Raw genomic sequence first — 15,704 nt, forward strand, 5'->3', positions numbered from 1 at the left:
TTCGAGATGCGGCAGAACTGGCGGGAGGCGTGCATCCCAGAACGGTCCGCAGGTGGGTTGAGAGCGGGCTCCTCGAGGGATTTCGAACCGGACCGCGGCTGATCAAGGTCGAGCGGAGTCAGGTTCTGGCTTTGGTTCGCCCCTTGCACGTGGAGGGGGTCGCCTGATGCGCGCAAAGACGTTCATGACCGCCGTCGCGCTGCTGTCGGTCGGGTGCATGGTGCTGATCGCGCCGGATGTCCTGGGGTTCGTCCTGATGGTCGTCGGTGCTGTGTGGCTGTGGCGTTCGTCGAAGCGGGCGGGGGTGCGGCGATGAGCATCGACGAACCGTTTTTCGATCCCGAGGACCTGCTCGACGAGTTGGACTCGATCATCCGCGAGCAGTCGATGTTGGAAGCCCGTACGACGGCGCTGCGAGCCCGCTACGCGGCACTGGAGCCCTTCGCGGACCGCTACAACGAGCCGAGCGGTAACCCGTTCATCGTGAAGGAGCACGGCTGCATCAATGTGGAGTACGCAGCGAAGTACCTCGACGACGCATCGCAGCATATGCAGCTCACCACGAAACACGGCCTGAAACCTGCTCGCAGGCTCGCGGAGAAGGTACGCGAGTACCCAGCTCCGGAGCGCGAGCAGGTCGGCCCCGGGACAGGCAACGCGTTTGCCGATGCGATCGCCCGCAGCACTGAGCGGGACGGCGTCGAGCGATGAGCGGCGGAGTGTTCCGGGCGGCTCATGAGGACCGCAACCAGGTCGGACGCAGCGCGCTCGGGTCAATGTCTCGGCCGGAGTTCGCAGGAATCGGCGCGGTCTACGCCCCGGTGAACCACCTGCCGCCTGCTCTGCGTCTGATCGTGCTGACCGTCTGTGTCCTGATCGGGATGGTCGGCTGCTCGGTCGCCTGGATTGACCAGCAGTCCTATGTCGAGTCCCCGAATATCTGCCGGGCACACGAGGTAGAGCGCACCGATTGCGTGCACGTGCAGCGTGTTCTGCCCACTCAGGTGACGCGATGAGCGAGGGAATCCCGACCTACGAATGGCGAACCGCCCCAGGGCATTTGCGGACCCGTCGCCAGTTGGCTGCTGAGGGTTTGCGCCCCAATGGCCAAGACATCGCGGGGCGGATCACCCGCTCGCGCGGCAGCCGTAAAGAACCGCTGGTGGCGCACCTTTTCGACGTGGAGAAGGCCGCGCCGAAGCGTCGGCCGAGTGAGGCGCAGCGAGCGGCGCTGGCCAAGGCCACCCGCGAGCACCAGCTGCGGGCCGCGGAACGCCGAGGTGTGGCCCGGGCCGAGTTCGACGAGCCGACCGGAGATCCCGGACCGGCCTGGACCACCAACGAGCCAATCAACGCGTTCACCGCGGCGCCGATAAACGCGTTCGCAGCCGTGATCGAGCGCAATCGAGAAGAAGGGATGGAGAGGTGAACCTGACCTCGCGCGAGATGGTGCTGCTGACGGTGCTGTCCGACATGTACGGCGCCCCACTGGATTTAGTGGCGCAGATGCTGGGCGTGAGCGAGTCCCGCGCGTACCGCATCGTCCGGAAGCTGCGCAAGGCCCGGATGGTGTCGGAGCTGGGGATGCGCCCGGTTCCGGGCCCGTCGTGGATCACCCCGACCAGGTCGACCGCTGACGCGCTGCTCGGCCGCTCGACGAAGTACTGGATGCCCAGCCCGAAGATGGCCGCGCACACCCGCACGGTCCTCGAAGTACGGCTCGCGCTGGTCGGCATGGACCTGGAGCGCTGGATTTCCGAGCGTCAGCTGCGGTCGGAGATTCCGATGGCGATGCCGGGTGAAACCCGCCCGCACATCCACGACGGCCGATACATCAACGCCAACGGCGAGCTGATCGCGGTCGAGGTCGAGCTGACCGCGAAGAACCTGCGCGCAGCGAAGTCCGCGATTGCCCAGGCAGTTCAGTCGGCACGAGCGGCCGAGTGCGCCGGGCTCACCTACTACTACCGCGGTGCTGGCGTGAAGTCGGTCATCACCAAGGCCGCCAAGGAACTGCGCGACGCGGGCCACTTCGAGAACGCCGGTCTGCGGATGCGGCTGGCCGACGTCGACGCCGAGCTGCTCAACAAGACCAAGCCTGTCGCGTCCGATCTGCGACCCGGTCTCCGGGTGATCGCGGGCGGCGCCGCTGATCACGAAATCCCCCAGGTCACAGACCCGAACGAGCATGGAGAGGCGGTGTCGTCATGACCTGCACCCCACTGATTACCCCAGCCGATTGCGCACCGTACGCGCCGACGCCGGTGCTGTCGGCTCAGCCGACCCCGACCGGATCCCCCGAGATTCACATCGATCCGAAGATGCCGCCGATCGGCCTGGACAACGACCCGATCGGGTGGATTCCCAACCTGTCCGAGATCTCGCTCGATGGCGTCGCCGATGGTGCGCTGCTGCTCGCGGCTGTCGTGGTCGCGATTCTGATCATGACGATCATGATCCTGGTCCCGGCGACCGCGCTGGGATGGAAGCCCATCCGCCTGCGGAACTGGCTGATCGGGTCGCTGCTGGCGATGCCGGGTGCGACCGCGTTGTGGGCTTGGGATGTGCTGGCGCCGGGCACGATGGCTACCGAAGCCAGCCGTCAGTTCATGGATGGGCAGTACACGGCCGGGATGCTCGGCATGGCCGTGGTCCTGGTCCCCGCGGCCTGGTTCGTCGCGACCGTCGCTCACGCCAACCGGCGTGTACAGCTGGCCACGGTCGGGTTGCAGTCGCCGGCGCGGACCGAGCGCGCTTTGTGGGCCCAGGCCCAGCGCGAGCAGCGGGCCGCGGCTCGCCTGTCGCGTCGCCGTCTGCCGTTCACGTCGGGCTACTGGTCCCCGCAGTTGGTGATCGGTCGGTTGGCGTCGGAGCAGACCCAGGCCCCGACCAAGTCCATGTTCCGGATGCTGTTGGGCCGCGCCGAGACTCGGCTGATCCTGCCGTGGATCGCGCTGGCCGAGCACGTCACCACGGTGGCGTCGTCCGGATCGGGTAAGACCACGCTGCTCAAGCGCACCGCGGTGTCGTGGTTCGTGACCGGGTGGACTCGTCACCGGCAGTGGTGGCGTGCCGACCGGCCCGGCCGCCCGCAGGTGATCATCGTCGACTGCAACGGTGGCCCCGAGTCGCGCAAGCTCGCCGAGAGCTTGGCCCGGTGGTTCATGGCGTTGGGTGTGCCCGCCGAGCGGATCGGCCGTTTCCCCGAGATCAAGTTGAACGTGTGGGGCACCAAAAACGTCGATGACCTGCGTTCGATCCTGTCGTCGATGGTGTCGGGCGGCAGCACGCCGACGACCGACACCGAGAAATATTTCTACGAGCTGCGCGAGACGTTGATCCACCTGATCGTCGATGCACCGGCGAAGGTCGAACTCGTCGACGGTGTGCCGACCGCGATCGGGTCGAACCCGCCACGCGATTGGGTCGAGTTCCTGCGCAGGTTCGACGAGCGGGTGCTGGCCCAGCTGTGGGGCGGGATTTACGACCCGAAGGTGCTGTGGGCTGGTGTGCCCGGGGTGGACCGCGAGATCGCGTCCACGATCGAGGGCAAGCAGCCGGTGATGTCTTCGGCGCGAGGCGAATTCGGCAACCTCTATCGCTCGCTCGGTGACGCGTTCGACGGTGACAAGGAGTTGACCGACTACGACCTGCTCTACATCACCTTGGAAGGCGTCAAGACGCCCGACCGTGCTCGTGCGCAGTTCGGCGCGATCGGGTCGATGCTCGAACAGCTCGCCGACAAGAAGCACGGCCGCAGCATCTTGATGGTCGTCGACGAGTTCTCTGCCGTCAGTGACGGAAAGACCCGCGCCGTGAAATGGGTCGAAAGGTTGCGCAAGGCCGGGATCGGGTCGTGGTGGATCGCGCAGTCCTGGCAGGGCTTGGGCCACGACGAGGACTCGCGCATGGGTCTGGTGTCGGCGGCGTCGGGTGGTTCGCTGCTGGGCCGTACGACCAACCCCGAGCAGATCTCCAACATTTACGGATCGCGCAAGAAGTTCGACCTGTCTCGCAAGCTCATCGGCGGTTCCTCGCTCGGTGACGAGGGCAACGTGCAGGCCGCTGATGAGCACCTGGCCCCGCCGAACAAGTTGCGCTCGATGGAGAAGGGCGACGTGGTCCACGTCGCAAACGGTCGCGCCGCTTGGGGTCGGGTGTCGGTGCTCAACGACACCGACCTGCCCCGTGTGCGCCCGCTGCCGGGCATGGCCGCCTCGCTGGCCCCGGCGCCCACCGAAGATCCCGACGCCGCTGTGGCGCCGGTGATCCCCATTACCAAGCGCCGCCTGGCCTGAAACCCGCTACACGGCAAGGAGATTCATCATGACTACCCCGAACCCGCTACCCGATCCGGACGAGCACGGCGAAGACTTGCTCGGCGGCGGCGGACTCACCCCCGCCCAGCAGGCGAACCTCGCCGATCTCGATGCCGACATGGACGGCACCGCAGCCGCGCAGCTGGCAGCGCAGTTGGTGCCGGTCAAGCAGGACGGCGGCCAGTTCGGTCGTGTCGCCAAGCCGCACGTCGACCGGGTCACCAAAGCCCGTGACTGGGCCCGGATCTGGGGTCCGGCCGTCGCCGGAACCGCGGTCGCTGGCACGGCGGTGGCAGTTCTGCCACTGCCCGGCCCGCTGTCGCTGTACGTGCTGGCTGTCGGCGCTTTCGGGTGGTGGCACTGCGCAGGCCGCCCCGGCGTCATCGAGTCGATCCAGATGTTCGGCTACGCCCTCGCCGATACCGGCAGCTGGATCCGCCGGCATGTCGAGGCGCTGGCGCACCGTCGCGCGCGCTACGAGACCCGCCGCACCACCAACAACCCCAAGGAGAACTGATGCCCGACAACAACATACAGCGCACATGCCGCCGCCAGTGCCCGCTCGATGAGTGCTACTGCGCCGAACCGACCTACCGCGACGCCAACTCCGTCTGCGCCAGCTGTGGCGGACATGACGGCGACTGCTACTGCGACGAGTTCTAACCCATCCACAAGAAGGAGATTCACAAATGTTCAATTTCACTGGCAGCCACACCGATACCGGCTCTGGATCGGCCACCGAGGACGAGATCGTGCGCGACACCAGTCGGGCACTGGGCCAGATCATGACCGCGGCCCGGTCCTGGATCCACACCCATCGCGGCCGTCGCGGCGCCGACGGCGTGCCGAAGCTTTCGCGTAAGGAGCGCCGGGATCTGGCCGAGTCGATCCGCGTGCAGGTCGGCGAGCAGAAGATCGCCGCGGCTTGGTACACCAAGCGGGTCAACGACTTTCACGCCGAAGTCGTGGCTTCGAACCTTCGTCGCGAGGAGCCCGGTTTTAGCGCGGTCGACGCCAAGATCGACCAGGCGCGTCTGGCCGGTATCCGGTACTCGATCGAGTCGACCCTGCACGAGACGCAGGCGCTGCCGCTAGAGCGTCGCGGGCAGGTCGCGATGGCGTTGGTCGAGGCTGAACGCAACCCGGACCGCCCCTACGGTGCGGTCTTCAAGCCGATGGACCGCGATCAGGAGCGGGTCGCGCGGTCGGTAGCGGTGCGGTCAGAAACCTGGGTCGCCGGGCGCCGCGAGGACAACGTCCGCCTGGTCGCCGAGCAGCGAGCCCTGGCCACCAAGCGTGCCGAGGAACGCCGCGAGGCCCGTCCGGCCCGCGACTACGAGGAGCTCACCTGGGCTCAGCGTGACGCGGTGCAGCTGATGCGTGCCACGCACCTGGGTGTCGATCGCAGCGGCAAGCAGATCCCCGCTGACCGTGTCGAGGCCGAGCAGGAGCGGTCCAAGGCCAAGGCCCGCGACTGGGGGCTGACCAAGAAAGAAATCGGCGAAGAGCTCGCCTACATGGCCGAAAACACCTGTTACGTGGCCGAATACGGCGACGATAAGAACTCGGTCCGGTCCTACTACCCGTTCCGGGATCAGGCGACGGCCGATACGAGACGGAATATGTCTGCCGATCCGCTGCTCAGTGGGGCCAACGTGTTCGCCGGCGTTCAGGCTCGTCCCGATGGTCTCGAAGCGTCCGATCCCGAGGTGCGCCGCACCTTCGGCGTCGAGCGTGCCGATGCCATCGCGACGGTGTCCCGCTGGGAGCGGGATCCCGAGCCCGAGGTCTCCGATCGTGGCGAGCCGTTCGAGGTGGCGGTGGCCCGGATCGAACCCGGTACCGGGCGGGTGCTGCACAGCGAGGTGTCCACGCTGGGCAGTGAGCAGGCCGCGATGGACCACGCGCACCGCGGCGTCACCGATGCGGGGCCCGAGGTCGCACGTATGCGGGTCGAGATCACCGATCCCGCGCGTCCGGAGACTCCGCGCTACCAGGACTACAACCTGCCGAGGACGCTGGCGGACAGTCTGTCTGATCTGCGGGTCGCTTCTCGTGAGCGGCTGCTCCACAAGGCCGATCGCGATCAGGCCGGCATGTCCGAGGAGTACCAGAGCTTGGACCAGCGTCACCGGTTGTCGATCGAGCACAACGCCGAGCTGACCGACCGCAACGGGGACCTGACGCGGCAGTTGGCGACGCTGCTCGCCGAGCGGGACCAGGCCCTCGCTGACCGGGACAAGTTCCGTGGTGAGCGCGACGAGGCGGTGCAGAAGGTGGTGTCGATGACCCCGCCCGAGAAGCGGTTCGGTAGCCCGGAGCGTCAGGCCGTGCAGGCTCGCGCGACAGCGACGAAGTCCATGCAGGAGCGTGCGGGGGCACCGGTGAATGCGTTCTCCAACGCCAATGCCTCGGTGAACGCGTTCGCCGCCGAGACCGAGCGCGAGGGGATGGAGCGATGAGTGTCGACGACTTGGACGACCCGTTCATCGCCCGCTACGCCGACCGAGTCGACGACGAGAACGAGGTGCTGTGGCGAGCCGACTTCGCCCGACTCACCGCAGACCCGAGGCTGCCGGAGTTGCAGGCAGCCGAGATCCGCGCCCGATGGGCCACCGATGCCGAAGTCGGGCCCCGGTGGCAGGAGCTCGACGAGATCTACAGCGCGTGGACCTTCGCGCCGGAAGCGATGCACCGCGCGCACGAGGTGACCATGCCGGGCGGATTGCGGCCGCCCGACATGGACAGCACCCGTTGGTCCTCTCACATGCAGGCACGCGAGCTGGCCGCCGAGGGCTACTGGCCCGGCTTTGAACCCACCTATTCGACAGACAGTTTCGAAAGGCACGAACCGATGAACGACATTACCCGCGCCGCTCACGTCCTCGATTCCGAGACCGAGACCGACATCGAGCGCCAGATGCGCACTGACTACGAACGCGCCGCGCAGCTCTACCGCGGTGACCCGGAGGAGTACGACCCCGCCGATCATCTCGACGCCGAGGAGTACACGGCGACGTGGACGAACCACACCGACCACCGGTTCGGCGACGAATGGGTCGCCATCAGCGAGGCCGAGAAGCTGTGGCGCACCGATCCCGACACCGCGGCGGCCCAGCTGGCCGACACCAGCACCACGCCGTTGCAGCGACGCACCCTCGATCAGGCTCGCGACATATCGCGCGGCATCTACGCCCGCGATGTCGACGAGGTCATCGACCGCGTGACCGACACCGCCGACAGCAGCTCCCCGCTCCCCGAACTCCCGCCGACCACGAACCCGCTGACTCACTTCGAGGCAGGGCTACCGAGCTGGGACGCCGCCCGCAACGATCCAGCACGCCCGGTACCGGTCTTCGCGGCCAGCGTCGCCGACCGCACCGGCGCGGTGAACGCGTTCAGCAACGCCCGCGCTTCGGTGAACGCGTTCGCACTCGACGCCGAGCGAGACGGGATCGAGCGGTGAGCGCGGCAGCGGTCGAGTCGACGATGCCGGCGACCGCGGTCGCCGAGCACGGCCAGGCCGTGACGCTGGCCAAGGTGATCCCGCTGCACCGCACGACGCAGGCCGAGATCGCCACCGACCAGACCGATCCGGCGGCCCGCATCGAGGCCTTGGAAGCACTGGTCGCCGATCTGCAAGACCGTAACCGCGAGCTTGCCAGCGACCTGGACGACGCCCTGGATCAGCTGTCCGGGCATGCCCTGCACGACCACCAGGAACGCCTGGTGCACATGCCTGTCAACGCGTTCAGCGCGATCGAGTGGGAAGGACACGACCGATGAGCACCATCCGTCCAGCCGCTGTACAGCCCGTCAAGCGACCGTCTACCGGTGGGATCGATTGGGCCGAGGGCACCGCGTTGGCGATGACCGTCGTGATCGCGTTGGGCGCGTTCGCGTGGTCTTTCGCGGCGCTGGCGGATCTGGCTGTCATGGCCGGGATCGACAGTCGTCTAGCGTGGATCGGCCCGATTTTCGTCGATGGCGCCATCGTCCAGTCCGCTGTGGCGTTGGTTTCGCTCCAGCGCCGGGCGCAGCAGGGCATCACGATCCCGATCGGGACGAAGGTGTTCTTCTGGGCGGAGCTGTTCGCCGCCGAGCTGATCTCGGTGGTCGGAAATGGGTTCCACGCTGCGGAATCCGATCAGCTGAAGATCCCCGCGATCGTTGCTGCGGTAGTGGCTGGCGCGGCCCCGCTGGCGGGTCTGGCCGCCACGCACGGCCTGACGGCGCTGATCGAGGTTCCCCGGACTCCGCCGAGCCCGGTAGACAGCCCCCGGACCGGACTAGACGGTGACTCGACACCGGTAGACGCCGAGTGGACAGCACTGGACAGTGACCGGACAGCACTGGACAGCGGGTCGACGACCGCGCTGGCCGCACTGGACAGCGCCCCGGTGTTGGACCCGCTCGCCGCGCGTGATGCCGAGATCCGGCGCCGCCATGCTGCGGGCGAGTCGTACCGCGAGATCGCTGACGCGGTCGGTCTGTCCAAGGCCCGGGTCGGTCAGATCCTGGCGTCTACCGAGCCGGTGGATACCGGAGCGGAGGTGTTCACGCTCATTCGCTGACCGGTTACTGCGGGGCGGGTGTCGAGCCTGCCCCGCCCTACTTCTCGCCTCAACCAACATACGAACGAAGGAACGAACATCATGACGAACGCACTGACCGACCTGGACCAGATCAACGCCGAGCTGATGGGCCAGGGCGCGACCAATCCATTCGGCAAGGACGTGAAGGTCGGCGACGGAGTTTCCGGCGAGATCGTCGCCGTGGTCCGTCGCCACCGCCACAACAGCCAGGGAATGCCGCTGTACTGGATCAACCGCAAACCGCAGGTGTCGACCGGTGGTGATCCGGTGATCGACTCGCAGCTGATCATCGAGATCGACGCCGCGGCTCGCGTCGACGAGCAGGACGAGGGTTTGCGCGCGGTCACGATGGACCGCGATGTACAGCGCGCCATCTCGGCCGGGGTGCGCCGGGCCCGCGCCGGCGGCGTCGCACTCGGTGGCCGGATCGAGGGTCTGCTCTACGTCGGCCCGCTCGCGAACAGCAGCTACGGCCGCGTCTACGACATCGGCAGCTACACCCCGCCCGCCGCGTAACCGCACCCCTCCTCGAGGAGCCTCCGACCTACGGGTCGGGGGCCTTTTCGTGCCCTCAGCCGTTCGGCAGTCGTGGAACTGCCCATCGGCCAGCTGCTCCCCCAACTGTTCCCCTGGCCCTTCCTCCGAAGGCCAAATGAGTTCGGATGCCGGAGCGGTCAAGGGTGGCCGCAGGCCATCGGCGCAGCCGACGCGCAGCGCCCTTGAGGGGTTCGGGAGCCGGACTCACGCTGAATGCCGAGGAAGGGCGGTCCCCGTCGTGTTTCGGCTCTCGGCTGGTTCGTGGCCGGGTTTTTGGTGCTGCCGCACTCGCTGCGCTCGATTGCCACGGAGATTCGATCTTGGTGCAGGTCAGCGGTGCGAAAAAGTAGCCAAAACCTCAGCAAACGTCGAGACAATAAGTGTCAGGAGTTGTGGCTAGTTTTTGGCGGTACGCTACTGACCTCGCAAGGCTCTGACCTGCGCTTACGCGCATATATTTTTGCTCCATCCCCCCCACCCCCTTCCACATCTCACTTCCACTACGTGAAACGAAAGTGAGATGTGGAAGGGGGTGGGGGGGATAAATCAAAAATATAGAAGAGAAAAAAAGAAAGAGAAAAGATAAAAGAAAAGAGAAAAAGAAAAAGACAAAAGAAAAAGACATGGGTTGCGTTAGGAGTACAGCGGTGGGTTATGGCGTGGTGCGTTGGGAGTCGGTGACGGTGGTGTCGTGTGCGCGGGGCGTTGGTCTAGTGCCGCGGCTGCTCGTGGTGGCGTGGCCGGTGTAGCGCGTGCACGGTGAGTGCGTGGTGCGCTGGCTCGTGTGACAGCGGGAGCTGTGCGGCGCGGCCTGGCGTCGGGTGGCGGGTATCGCGACCGAAGGTCGCGCGGTCCATCGCGGTGGCGTGGTGTCTGTCCCTCGCGGCGCGGCCTGCTCGATGGCTATCACGACGACAACGAGCATCAAGGGCGCCTGCGGCGTCGCTACGCGATGGCTGCGCCACCCTTGACGCGCGCCGCCGTCGTGATCGAGTCGCCATCAGGCCACACCGAGAGGGACAGACACCACACAGGCCGAGCAGCGCTCAGGACCGGGGAGATCGCGGCCGAGGCCGCGGAAAGATATCCGCTCGCCGCGGGGGCAGGCCGCCCAAAAGGGTGGGCAAGGCAAGGACCGATAAGCGGTCTACCGCAGCCCACAGGTAGGCGGGCCGATCCCGATCGGGCGAGGTAGCGAGCCCAGCAGCAACTTCACAGCACCAAGCAAGGTTACCGATGAGCGATCTACCGCAGCGCTACCGATCCGGCCCCGCCGACGAACCTGGGCGGCGGACCGGTCCGGCCGCCGTTAGTTCCCGGCGGGGAGGGCTGCCCACGCGAGCAGGACGGACGCGGGCCAGTAGTTCCGACCGAGAAACTGGCTGGGCTTTGGGAACGGTCGCGACTTCGGCTTGTCTCTCGCCAAGTAGCTTGTGATCGTTTTGGCCGGCAGTCCGGTGATGACGGTAGCACCGGCGATGTCGGCCCATACGTCGCCGTCCAACAGCGCGGGAAGCCCGAACAGGGCGCCGCCGGTGAGCGGTTGTCCGGACGCCCAGGACGCGCGCAGCGCTGCGACGCGGTCGGTAGCGGACACGGTCTCGGGTGCGCGGTCGGTGGTCACGGCCGCGACGGTAGCAGTCGCAGGACTGCCGAGAGCGTTGCGCCAAGGCATATCGCACGGCCCGGCCGGGGTCTTCCGGTAGGAAGACATCGGCGGTCGGCGTTCCGCCGGCGGGTGTCCGAGGCCGAGGGCCCACCAGATCAGCCTGGTCGTCTCGGGGTAGGTGCGGCCGCGCCGGTCGGCGCGCAGCTGCTCGCGCATGTCGGCGGGCAGCGTCGCGGCGTAGGCAGCGAGTCGGTGGCGGGTGACCTGGACGACGGGTGGAATGTCGGTGCGGCGGCGGCCGATCCACAGCGAGCCCTTGTGAGTGTCGTACCCGCATCCGCGCCAGGTGGGGCGCAGCATGAGCGCCAGGTCGTCGAGTGACCCGCCGACGTGGGAGTCCCACAGGGCCTCGTCGTAGCCCGCGAGGGCGTCGGCGATCATCCAGCCGCCCGCGGCGGCCAGCGCCAGGCGCTCGTCTTCGGTCAGTGTCGCAGTGGCCACGGTGCGCTCCCCGAATCGTGGGCAGTTCTAGAACTGCCCACAGGCTAGCAGTTCTAGAACTGCCATGGTGGCCGGATGAGATCAGTGCTCGCAATCCGCGTGGAGCGGTGGGCTATAGATGGTCGTGCCGCACGCGCGGCATGTGTGGATGCGGTGATGTCCGCCGATCCGCAAGCAAGCTATCGCGCCGACGAGAACCCGACCGGGGCCGAGGCGGTGCCCGTTCGGGCAGAAGCGAGGCGCGGGTTCAGTCCAGAGCCCGTTGCGTAGGTAGAGGCGCCTGGATTCGCACATACGTTCGATTATTCACGCGGGCGGAGGCGATGCCAATTCGACCCGATGATGCAGGACGCTGTCCGAAGTGAGGGTAGGACAATTTCCGGAATGTCAATTAGAGTTGACGTTCCGGAAATGATCTTGTCCTCTCGGTGGTAGTTCGTCCAGGCCAGGGCACCTAGCCGTTCGGCCGGTCTACCGCAACGCACATACAAATTTGTGTGTAGCCGCGAGCGCCCGCGGCTGCCTACTTTGGCTGCATGGGTATTCGCTCAGTGCGCGCTTCCACCGAACGTGATTCGGCTCCTACGCGCGACGACGTGGTCCGTCGCCGTGCGCGTTGGACGAGTGGTCTGACGGGCTGTCGCAACCGCTTCCGAAGGCTATTTGTCCCAGCCCGGAGCGGGGTAGGACAGCTCTGGACGACGAGCGACGGCTCTGGCTCCTCTTGTCCGAAAAGGAGTCACACCGGCTGTGGGAGTCCCGGTCAAACGCGGATTTTTGGCCCTACGGTCGAAGGTATGGATCACAACGCCGTCGAAGCACCGGCCCTGCCACCTGGCTACTGGACCAGTCAACACCGCTGCGAGGTGCGGTATTTCATACGAAATGGAACGTTTTGGGTGACCGACGGCGTCGACGTCGAGGCTGCGGGACCGAGGGAGATCGAGGTCATTCTCGCCGAAGGAACGACGCTGTCCGACGGGTGGATTGTGTTCCCGACGGAGTCTGGTGGGAAGACCGGCACTCGAAAGATCTGCGGTTGCCGCGCCGCGGAGCTGGACCTCGATCTGTGGTGCGTCGTTGTCGCCAATTCGCCGCGAGAACACCGCGAACCGTAGTAGCCAAAATGCCTGGCAGCCAGCGTTATTTGACCGGACTGGAAGTCGCAGAACGAGAGCGGTCGATTACCCACTCAGGTCGGCTCCGTCTAGTCGACCAGCCTCTTTGACGCCAGGATGCGTTCGATTCGTTCACGGACAGCCGAGGTGTCGTGTTGATAGAGCAGGTCCAGCGCAAGCTCGATGAATTCTGCGACATCCAAAAACGTCTCGATCGACATGTCAGCTGGGAGGTGGATGCCCTGGTTGCCGACCCACTTTGTGGCCAACAGTGGTTTGGCTGCCTCAGGTTCCTTCGCCTTGAAGTCTTCGAGGCGGGCGTGAAGGCTTCGGTAGCGGCCGTCCTGGTTCTGTGCCGGTATGGCGTATGCGTCCATCAGTCGTTCCACACTCGTCCGCAAAAGGCCGATGGCAGCCGATGGGTTCTGCCAGGCAACGGCGGCAGCGTCGACCAGAGCGGCGTCGACTGATTGGGGCGTCCCGTCTGGCACGTCCACTACGCGAATTGCCGGGTACAAGACGCGTACCTGGTAGAAGGTCTGGAACAGGTCGGCGTAGTTGTAGACGGTTTCATCAGTGAGGTCAACGGACACGTCGCCGCCGACCGCAACCGCGTCACCGCAGCTCGGATTGGTGCAAGTGAGGTGACCCCACATCGTGCCCCGGATGGTCGTCGGGTCTCCGTCTGCGTAGCGCACGGACTCTGCGCTGTTGTGGCAGGTTATGTCGCTGGGCTTCGCAGCTAGATGTCCGACCCGGCAGACAGGGCAGTCCAAAATGGGCCAGTCGTCGGCCAGGAAACGTGTGGCGAGGCGCCTGACCTGCTCCTTCATGGACTTCTCCTGAAGTGACCGGGATCGAGTGGTGTTCGCATTGCAGCCATGAACTGTTCGACGGTAGCGACTCACGGCCAAGCTAGAGAAGTGTTCTGTGCCCCATGTTTGCCCCACGTAGCTAGCGTGGGGCAGTCAATCTAGAACAGTTGCAGGCTGTCTACCTGCAACTTCTTCGGTGGGCGCAGAGGGGATCGAACCCCCGACCGCTGGTGTGTAAAACCAGTGCTCTACCGCTGAGCTATACGCCCTGGCACCGCCGGGGAGTACCGGCGGTGTCGGGTTATGAATCTAGCGCGGCGAGGGCTTTCTCCCAAGCCGCCTGGTCACGGGCTTGTCCGGGGCCGTTCATCTCCGCGAAGGTGATGTAGCCGGACTTGTCGACGACGAAGGTTCCGCGGTTGGGGTAGCCGGATTTCTCGTTGAAGACGTCGTAGGACTGGGTGACAGCGCCGTGCGGCCAGAAATCTGACAGCAGGGGGAACAGGTAGCCCTGTTCGGCGGCCCAGATCTTGTGGGTGGGTGGCGGGCCGACGGAGATCGCGATGATCTCGGCGTCGTCGTTCTGGAACTTGGGCAGTTCGTCACGGACCTTGCACAGCTCGCCCTGGCAGATGCCGGTGAAGGCGAGAGGATAGAACACCAGCAGTACGTTCTTCTTGCCGCGATAATCCGACAGCGTGACGGGCTGGTTGTTCTGGTCCTTGAGCGTGAAATCCGGCGCGAGAGTGCCAACCTCTAGCGGCATACTACGAATCCTCCGTCGTGTCGGGTCTCAGCCGGGCATGCGAGCCCAACTGAGACCCTAGCGAACGGCGGATTCAGCGCTGTTTCGATGGTGCCTTCGGCTGAACGAGCCGTGAGGCCGTCCAACTGCCGAGGCTGATGGTGGATGTCTGGGTGAGGCCGGCCGTGGGTGCGGCTTCGGCGATCTCGCTCGGATCGACATGGCCTCGTTGACCGGTTTTGGGGGTGAGGACCCAGATGAAGCCTTCATCGGCCAGCGGGCTGATGGCGTCCATCAGCTCGTCGGCCAGATCGCCGTCACCTTCTCGCCACCACAGCAGGACGGCGTCGACGACCTCATCGGAGTCTTCGTCGACCATTTCGCCGCCGCTGACCTCCTCGATCTCGGCGCGCAATGCGTCGTCGGTGTCCTCGTCCCAGCCCAATTCCTGAACAACCAAGCCGTGAGAAATGCCAAGCTTCTGAGCGTAGTTCTGCGCGTCCGCCGCGGCGACCACGGTGGTGTCCTCCCTAACTTTCCGACAGTAAGATAGGTGCAAGCGAACATGGTTATCGGCCGCAGCGCAAGCTGATCGGATGAATCGGTACCGTATGCCGCGTGTCGGAAGGGCAAAATCGACCCCCTCAACAGGCGTCGTGGACTGCGGTCCGAGCCTGGTTGATGGCGCGGCTGGCCTCGTTGAGCTTGCCGACGGGTGAGTTGTAGGTCATCTTTCTGGTCTGCGCGGAAAGCTCGCGCGCGGCGACGACATAGGCGGTGAACTTCTCGGCCAGCTCGGTCGGCAGCGCACCCGCCGCGGCGATGACGCCCGACTCGACTTTGGCCGCGGCGTTGTCCAGAGTGGTCGCCGCGGACTCGCGCTTGGCCGCGTAGTCGGGTGCGTTGGCGTCGTGCGCGGACACGAAGTCGTTGTAGGCGGTGACGCCGGCGCCGGTGGTGGTGGGGAACTGGCCGCAGTTGTCGGTGACCGCCCGCTCGCGCGCCGCGGCGGCGCGCGAGGACGCGGCGGCCGAGGACGACGCGGCGGCCGCGGTCTTGTAGGCGGCCACTTCGGCCGCGTCGGTCGTCGGTGAGCCGGGAATCTGCTCGGCGCACCCAGCGATCACCGAACCCGCGGTCACGGCGGCAAAGGCGCAGACCAGCCCCAGCCGACGCGCGTGCAGCACCCTCATCGTTCGGCGTTCCCTCTCCCTCACGTGCGCGACTGGTATTCCCCGCAGAACCTACCTAATGGTATTCCCGCTGAGGTGATGACCTCGGCACCCGTTTCGGTAAGGATGGGGGGTGCACCCGAGCCTTTCGTAACGGGTGGTCCGCACACCAAGCGGGCAGGCCCGGGGATAGCGACGCCGACCAAGCAGTTCAGCCCCCATCACGAGGAGCAGATTTGACCGACCTGATCCACTCTGCAGCTTCCAACGATCCAGTAGCGACCCCCACCGAG

General features: G+C 66.1%; 18 protein-coding genes and 1 tRNA gene. 13 read left to right on the plus strand and 6 right to left on the minus strand.

Going from position 1 to position 15,704, the window contains the following annotated elements; translation table 11 throughout:
- The first annotated feature begins 166 nt into the window (after window positions 1-166).
- The 12 genes from ACLJPD_RS25090 (at window position 167) to ACLJPD_RS25145 (ending at window position 9,430) form a co-directional block, all read left to right on the plus strand.
- Window positions 167-316: a hypothetical protein gene (locus ACLJPD_RS25090; RefSeq protein WP_357373104.1), complete on the plus strand. Its 150-nt coding sequence runs from the start codon at window positions 167-169 to the stop codon at window positions 314-316.
- The gene (locus ACLJPD_RS25095) at window positions 313-711 is read left to right on the plus strand and encodes a hypothetical protein (RefSeq protein ID WP_410875277.1); all 399 of its coding nucleotides are present in this window, start codon (window positions 313-315) and stop codon (window positions 709-711) included. Before ACLJPD_RS25090 ends, ACLJPD_RS25095 begins: the two co-directional genes overlap by 4 nt.
- Window positions 708-1,016, plus strand: coding sequence for a hypothetical protein (locus ACLJPD_RS25100; protein WP_410875279.1), 309 nt, complete (start codon window positions 708-710; stop codon window positions 1,014-1,016). The genes ACLJPD_RS25095 and ACLJPD_RS25100 overlap by 4 nt, the downstream gene beginning before the upstream one ends.
- Window positions 1,013-1,429, plus strand: a complete 417-nt coding sequence (locus tag ACLJPD_RS25105; protein ID WP_410875281.1) for an RRQRL motif-containing zinc-binding protein — start codon at window positions 1,013-1,015, stop codon at window positions 1,427-1,429. The genes ACLJPD_RS25100 and ACLJPD_RS25105 overlap by 4 nt, the downstream gene beginning before the upstream one ends.
- Window positions 1,426-2,211: a hypothetical protein gene (locus ACLJPD_RS25110; RefSeq protein WP_410875282.1), complete on the plus strand. Its 786-nt coding sequence runs from the start codon at window positions 1,426-1,428 to the stop codon at window positions 2,209-2,211. The genes ACLJPD_RS25105 and ACLJPD_RS25110 overlap by 4 nt, the downstream gene beginning before the upstream one ends.
- Window positions 2,208-4,298 (plus strand): hypothetical protein, encoded by a 2,091-nt coding sequence (locus tag ACLJPD_RS25115; RefSeq protein WP_410875284.1) that lies wholly within the window; start codon window positions 2,208-2,210, stop codon window positions 4,296-4,298. Before ACLJPD_RS25110 ends, ACLJPD_RS25115 begins: the two co-directional genes overlap by 4 nt.
- Window positions 4,299-4,326: 28 nt before the next feature.
- Window positions 4,327-4,836 carry a hypothetical protein gene (locus ACLJPD_RS25120; RefSeq protein WP_410875286.1) on the plus strand — a complete coding sequence of 170 codons (510 nt, stop codon included), beginning with the start codon at window positions 4,327-4,329 and terminating at the stop codon, window positions 4,834-4,836.
- Between the two features lie 172 nt (window positions 4,837-5,008).
- Window positions 5,009-6,781 (plus strand): hypothetical protein, encoded by a 1,773-nt coding sequence (locus ACLJPD_RS25125; protein ID WP_410875288.1) that lies wholly within the window; start codon window positions 5,009-5,011, stop codon window positions 6,779-6,781.
- Window positions 6,778-7,785, plus strand: coding sequence for a hypothetical protein (locus ACLJPD_RS25130; protein ID WP_410875290.1), 1,008 nt, complete (start codon window positions 6,778-6,780; stop codon window positions 7,783-7,785). The genes ACLJPD_RS25125 and ACLJPD_RS25130 overlap by 4 nt, the downstream gene beginning before the upstream one ends.
- Entirely contained in the window at window positions 7,782-8,105 is a 324-nt protein-coding gene (locus ACLJPD_RS25135) for a hypothetical protein (protein WP_410875292.1), read from the plus strand. The genes ACLJPD_RS25130 and ACLJPD_RS25135 overlap by 4 nt, the downstream gene beginning before the upstream one ends.
- Complete coding sequence (locus tag ACLJPD_RS25140) at window positions 8,102-8,893, plus strand: DUF2637 domain-containing protein (RefSeq protein WP_410875294.1); 792 nt, start codon at window positions 8,102-8,104, stop codon at window positions 8,891-8,893. Before ACLJPD_RS25135 ends, ACLJPD_RS25140 begins: the two co-directional genes overlap by 4 nt.
- A gap of 81 nt (window positions 8,894-8,974) precedes the next feature.
- On the plus strand, window positions 8,975-9,430 hold the full coding sequence (locus ACLJPD_RS25145; RefSeq protein ID WP_410875296.1) for a hypothetical protein: 456 nt from the start codon (window positions 8,975-8,977) through the stop codon (window positions 9,428-9,430).
- Window positions 9,431-10,760: 1,330 nt separating this feature from the next.
- Here the strand turns inward: ACLJPD_RS25145 and ACLJPD_RS25150 are convergent.
- Entirely contained in the window at window positions 10,761-11,561 is an 801-nt protein-coding gene (locus tag ACLJPD_RS25150; protein ID WP_410875298.1) for a hypothetical protein, read from the minus strand.
- A gap of 899 nt (window positions 11,562-12,460) precedes the next feature.
- Here ACLJPD_RS25150 and ACLJPD_RS25155 point away from each other — a divergent pair.
- Window positions 12,461-12,679: a hypothetical protein gene (locus ACLJPD_RS25155; protein ID WP_410875300.1), complete on the plus strand. Its 219-nt coding sequence runs from the start codon at window positions 12,461-12,463 to the stop codon at window positions 12,677-12,679.
- A gap of 89 nt (window positions 12,680-12,768) precedes the next feature.
- On the opposite strand, the gene ACLJPD_RS25160 is transcribed toward ACLJPD_RS25155, so the two are convergent.
- The 5 genes from ACLJPD_RS25160 to ACLJPD_RS25180 form a co-directional block, all read right to left on the minus strand.
- A complete protein-coding gene (locus ACLJPD_RS25160; RefSeq protein WP_410875301.1) occupies window positions 12,769-13,512 on the minus strand; it encodes a DUF4145 domain-containing protein in 744 nt (247 codons plus the stop codon).
- A gap of 179 nt (window positions 13,513-13,691) precedes the next feature.
- Window positions 13,692-13,763: transfer RNA gene (locus ACLJPD_RS25165), tRNA-Val, on the minus strand.
- 32 nt (window positions 13,764-13,795) lie between these two features.
- The gene (locus ACLJPD_RS25170; RefSeq protein ID WP_056821170.1) at window positions 13,796-14,260 is read right to left on the minus strand and encodes a peroxiredoxin; all 465 of its coding nucleotides are present in this window, start codon (window positions 14,258-14,260) and stop codon (window positions 13,796-13,798) included.
- Between the two features lie 73 nt (window positions 14,261-14,333).
- A complete protein-coding gene (locus ACLJPD_RS25175; protein ID WP_410875303.1) occupies window positions 14,334-14,756 on the minus strand; it encodes a DUF3052 domain-containing protein in 423 nt (140 codons plus the stop codon).
- A 127-nt stretch (window positions 14,757-14,883) separates the two neighbouring features.
- Complete coding sequence (locus tag ACLJPD_RS25180; RefSeq protein ID WP_410875304.1) at window positions 14,884-15,432, minus strand: hypothetical protein; 549 nt, start codon at window positions 15,430-15,432, stop codon at window positions 14,884-14,886.
- Between the last annotated feature and the right edge of the window lie 272 nt (window positions 15,433-15,704).

The organism is Nocardia sp. A7 (assembly GCF_046549215.1).
Classification (GTDB): Bacteria; Actinomycetota; Actinomycetes; order Mycobacteriales; family Mycobacteriaceae; genus Nocardia.

Excerpts from the sequence above, each read along its gene's own strand:
- ACLJPD_RS25090 (WP_357373104.1), top strand. The coding sequence starts at position 167 with ATGCGCGCAAAGACGTTCATGACCGCCGTCGCGCTGCTGTCGGTCGGG.
- ACLJPD_RS25095 (WP_410875277.1), top strand. The coding sequence starts at position 313 with ATGAGCATCGACGAACCGTTTTTCGATCCCGAGGACCTGCTCGACGAG.
- ACLJPD_RS25100 (WP_410875279.1), top strand. The coding sequence starts at position 708 with ATGAGCGGCGGAGTGTTCCGGGCGGCTCATGAGGACCGCAACCAGGTC.
- ACLJPD_RS25105 (WP_410875281.1), top strand. The coding sequence starts at position 1,013 with ATGAGCGAGGGAATCCCGACCTACGAATGGCGAACCGCCCCAGGGCAT.
- ACLJPD_RS25115 (WP_410875284.1), top strand. The coding sequence starts at position 2,208 with ATGACCTGCACCCCACTGATTACCCCAGCCGATTGCGCACCGTACGCG.
- ACLJPD_RS25120 (WP_410875286.1), top strand. The coding sequence starts at position 4,327 with ATGACTACCCCGAACCCGCTACCCGATCCGGACGAGCACGGCGAAGAC.
- ACLJPD_RS25125 (WP_410875288.1), top strand. The coding sequence starts at position 5,009 with ATGTTCAATTTCACTGGCAGCCACACCGATACCGGCTCTGGATCGGCC.
- ACLJPD_RS25130 (WP_410875290.1), top strand. The coding sequence starts at position 6,778 with ATGAGTGTCGACGACTTGGACGACCCGTTCATCGCCCGCTACGCCGAC.
- ACLJPD_RS25140 (WP_410875294.1), top strand. The coding sequence starts at position 8,102 with ATGAGCACCATCCGTCCAGCCGCTGTACAGCCCGTCAAGCGACCGTCT.
- ACLJPD_RS25145 (WP_410875296.1), top strand. The coding sequence starts at position 8,975 with ATGACGAACGCACTGACCGACCTGGACCAGATCAACGCCGAGCTGATG.
- ACLJPD_RS25160 (WP_410875301.1), bottom strand. The coding sequence starts at position 13,512 with ATGAAGGAGCAGGTCAGGCGCCTCGCCACACGTTTCCTGGCCGACGAC.
- ACLJPD_RS25170 (WP_056821170.1), bottom strand. The coding sequence starts at position 14,260 with ATGCCGCTAGAGGTTGGCACTCTCGCGCCGGATTTCACGCTCAAGGAC.
- ACLJPD_RS25180 (WP_410875304.1), bottom strand. The coding sequence starts at position 15,432 with ATGAGGGTGCTGCACGCGCGTCGGCTGGGGCTGGTCTGCGCCTTTGCC.